Annotated in this window: 4 protein-coding genes; all 4 read left to right on the top strand. The window is 64.3% G+C overall.

Going from position 1 to position 4,036, the window contains the following annotated elements:
* Positions 1-180 precede the first annotated feature (180 nt).
* The 4 genes from MJ783_RS22375 to MJ783_RS22390 all read left to right on the top strand — a co-directional run bounded on the left by MJ783_RS22375 (position 181) and on the right by MJ783_RS22390 (position 3,938).
* The gene (locus tag MJ783_RS22375; RefSeq protein ID WP_239313653.1) at positions 181-1,050 is read left to right on the top strand and encodes an LLM class F420-dependent oxidoreductase; all 870 of its coding nucleotides are present in this window, start codon (positions 181-183) and stop codon (positions 1,048-1,050) included.
* Positions 1,051-1,071: 21 nt separating this feature from the next.
* Positions 1,072-1,395: a hypothetical protein gene (locus MJ783_RS22380; RefSeq protein ID WP_239313655.1), complete on the top strand. Its 324-nt coding sequence runs from the start codon at positions 1,072-1,074 to the stop codon at positions 1,393-1,395.
* A 540-nt stretch (positions 1,396-1,935) separates the two neighbouring features.
* Positions 1,936-3,357, top strand: coding sequence for an FAD-binding oxidoreductase (locus tag MJ783_RS22385; protein ID WP_239313657.1), 1,422 nt, complete (start codon positions 1,936-1,938; stop codon positions 3,355-3,357).
* 164 nt (positions 3,358-3,521) lie between these two features.
* The gene (locus tag MJ783_RS22390) at positions 3,522-3,938 is read left to right on the top strand and encodes a phage tail protein (RefSeq protein ID WP_239313659.1); all 417 of its coding nucleotides are present in this window, start codon (positions 3,522-3,524) and stop codon (positions 3,936-3,938) included.
* The last annotated feature ends 98 nt before the right edge of the window (positions 3,939-4,036 follow it).

Raw genomic sequence — 4,036 nt, forward strand, 5'->3', positions numbered from 1 at the left:
AAGGATCAGAAGGCTGGGACATGATCGTGGTCATCCAGGTCGCTGCGAGCGCGGGGTAGACGCGGCGTCGCCCGACTACCGGGCCGCGTCTGAACTGCATTTCCCGGACATACAGCTCGCCGGTTCGGCGCGGACGACCTGGGGCAGAGCCCCGTCCAGTCCCGTGGCAGGCTGGACCTCATGCAGATCGGCGCCGTCTACCCGCAGATCGAGCTCGGAGGAGATCCGGGCGCCGTTCGGCGGATTGGGAGAGCGGTCGAGGACCTGGGCTTTGCGCACCTCCTCGCCTATGACCATGTGCTCGGTGCCGTGCACGCTGATCGAACGCCTCGGCTGCCGGGGCCATACACCGAGCAGGACCCGTTCCACGACCCGTTCGTGATGTTCGCCTACCTGGCCGGCATCACCGAGCGCGTCAGTTTCGCCACCGGGATCCTGATCCTTCCGCAGCGTCAGACAGCGCTTGTGGCACGGCAAGCGGCCGATGTTGATCTCCTTTCCGGCGGCCGGCTACGCCTCGGCGTGGGAGTCGGCTGGAACCACGTCGAGTATGAGGCCCTCGGCCAGGACTTCCGCACCCGCGGGGCCCGGCAGGAGGAGCAGATCGAGCTGCTTCGCCGGTTGTTCACCGAGCCTGTCGTCGACTTCTCCGGCCGTTTCGACCGAATTGACAGAGCCGCCCTCGTGCCGAAGCCGGTGCGGCCCATCCCGATCTGGCTTGGTGGATCTGGTGAAGTGGCCTTCGAGCGGGCTGCCCGACTCGCGGATGGCTTCATCTTCTTCGGTGGCGGTGGCGTCGACCACGCCGTCGATGCCTGGACACGGCTGCGTGATCGCGTGCGCGGCCTGGGCAGGTCGGTCGAGGACTTCGGCGCTGACTACGTGGCGGTTCCGCGGGGCGGCATCGGCGACCTCACGGCGCAGATCGATGCCTGGCGCGAGGCAGGTGGTACCCATGTCTCGGTGGCGACGATGGGCCGTGACCTGGACTCCGTCGACGGCCACATCGACTACCTCGCCTCGGTCGCAGACGCACTCGGCTTGTCGTGACCGGTGCCGCACCGGCGCCACGTGCCAGCGAGGGCATCACCGCTCCACCACCACGGTCTCAACGCGCTCGGCATCCCGTGGGGGCCGCCGAGCCAGAAGGGGTACGGCGAAGTCAAGCCGGCAACCATCTTCAACGGCGGAGACCCGACCGGGCTGGTGACAGATATGGCCTGGCTGTCGTGGGAAGGCGGGACTGCGATCGGGATCAGGCGTCTCCGAATACGTTGTGCTCCAGGCCAGATCACGGCCGACGGCAAGGAGGCCAGGGCCGCCGTCGTCGCCTTCGACCTGGGGATGCGCGGCGGGAAACGTATGCACCAGAAGATCGAGTGGTTTTTTTCCTGAATACGGCCAGCGGTTCGACCCGAACAGTTACATCAACATCCGCACCGGGGAATACCACAACAGGTGATACCGCTGACATTTCAGCGGTATCGGCCGTGCGGATCGTCGGCTCACTCAACCCCATCGTCTCCGACATGTCCCGGTTGCCTGCGGCGAACTGTTCGCTCCGCGCGGCCGCGGTGCATCCGCAGACAGGATAAATCTCGGTTACCCAAATCAGTCATTCCTCAATAAGCATACATTGTGAGCGGTCAAACCTTCGACTGAGCCGCCATGCACCCCGGCCGAGGTAATCTGGGCCCCGGGCGGAGCGAGTGAGTCTCTGGATGGGGTGTTATGGAGAAGCTGCAGTCAGATTCGGCTGTTCCTCCTGTTGGTGTAGAGCGAACGCGTAGGTCTTTTGTCGCGAGCGGCATCGCGGCTGTCGCCCTGAGCGGGCCGCTAGGGTCGTGGGGGCCGCGAGGCTCCGTATTCGCGGCCAGGGAAGCGCGTAACGTCGATGGAGCCTGGAGAACGCTGGCGCGCAGTATTTCAGGGCCTGTGCTGCGTCCAGGTGATCCAGGCTTCGCCGAGCTGGCGCTGCCCTACAACCTGCGGGCGGCGTCGGTCCTGCCGGCCGGAATCGCGCGCTGCCTGAATGCCCCTGATGTGGCTGAGGCGATCAAATGGTCCCGCAGGTACGGCTTTCCGCTGGTCGCACGGTCGGGCGGTCATTCATCGGCAGATTTCTCAGTGACCCGCGGCCTGATGATCGACACCAAGCTTATGAATCAGGCGCAATTTGACGGGCGTACCGGTGTTGCTACGATCGGCGGCGGCTGCCTGAATGCTGACGTATATCGTGCGCTGCGCCAGAATGATGCCACCATCACGCACGGGCGTTGTCCGACAGTCGGCGCCGCCGGGTTTCTGCTGGGCGGAGGGATCGGATTTAACATACGGCGGCTGGGCGTTGCCGTCGACTCATTGGTCGCCAGCCAGATTGTTACTGCCGATGGTGAGATAGTGCCGGTCAGCGAGGACGAGAACGGCGATTTTTTCTGGGCGTGTCGGGGTGGGGGTGGTGGCAACTTCGGTATTAATACCTCGTTCTCCGTGCAGACCTCTCCCGCGCCCGCCTCCGTCACGGCCTCTCGCTTGATCTGGGACGCGAAGGCGGACACTGTGCTGCCGGCCCTGCTCGCCGCGTTGGAAGACTCGCCGACCAGTCTTGGCAGCTGGACCACCGTGACTGGGGTCACGCCGAAGGAACTAGCCGCGGGACAGGACGTATCGGTGGTCTTCGAGGGACAGCTCGTCGGCCCGCCCACAGAGTTGGCCAAGATCCTCGCCCCAGTTTACACCGTGGCGCAACCGGCACAGTCGACGATCGAGGAGCTGGGCTACTGGGACGCGCAAGAGAACTTCTTCTCTGACACCCCGAAACCAACCGAGTTCCAGAACCGCTCCCTCTACTTCTTCGGACCTGTCCGTCCCGAAGCGATCGAAACGGCCCTTTACTGGCTGCGGCGATGGCCGGGGACATCAATCTACGCGAACCTGTCATTTTTGCAGACCGGCGGCCAGGCCAGCACGGTTCCCGCCGACGCCACCGCATTCGTCCATCGCGACAACAACTGGTTCATGTTGTGGTACCTGAAGTGGAGCGGCAGCGATTCTGTCGACAGCGTCGAGGCCAACCTCGCATGGCTCGGCGAATTCTACGACGCGATATCACCCTATGCCATCCCGCAGGCATATCAGAACTTTCCCGACCCCTCATTGACGGACTTTCTTCAGCAGTACTACGCGACCAACCTTCGACGACTCGAGAAGATAAAGGCGGCGGTCGATCCACATCGCGTCTTCAATTTTCCGCAAGCGATCCCACCCGCCAGCGGGAGGGACATCGGAAGGATGCGCCCGACCGGGCCCGACTGGAAAGGTCGCCCGGAAGACATCCCCCGCGCGAGGACATCGTGACGGCTGCGGACGAGCCGGCCGCGTCCTGATCGCGGGAGTGGGTTCCGGCGCCGGCTCGGGTGGGATAGGGGCGTCGGCGGGTTGGTCGCCTCGTCAGCTGGCCAGGGAAGTTCGGTGAACGCTTCCGCGAGTCAACGATCCTGACCGCTCCGGCCACCCGGGCCATGTCGTCACCGGCCGCGACGGTACTCGCTGGTCTGCGGGTGAACGAGGCCCGCTACTTCAAGAACAAGTATGGCCACGTCTTCACGGTCGAGCCCGTGAGCAACGCCGGGCCGACCATCGACTGGGTGAGCCGGATCCTCACAGAAGAACGCGGCATCGTCATCTCCGCTCGCCCGCTCGAGGCGACCGCATTCCAGGTCGAGAACATTCGGATGGCATATGTCTTCTACGAGAACGGCCTGTCGATCAATGTGATGTACACCGTCGACGACCTCGGGAAACGGGCGGTTGGGTTCAAGCTCTCCGACGGGATGGAAATCCCCGCGGAACTCGCCTCGTTCAAGTTCGCCCGGCAGAAGTCGAAGCTGGCTGGAACCATACGCGGCTCCTACTTCATCATCAAAAACGAGTGCTGACCCCCGCCAGTGGTTCTGCCGGTCAGCCATCTCCCGCCGGTCGGGCCCCAGACCACGAGACACCCCGAATCCGGTACGCGACGGCTCGCCGTACGCCG

The organism is Protofrankia sp. Cj3 (assembly GCF_917627355.1).
In the GTDB taxonomy this organism is placed as follows: domain Bacteria; phylum Actinomycetota; class Actinomycetes; order Frankiales; family Frankiaceae; genus Protofrankia.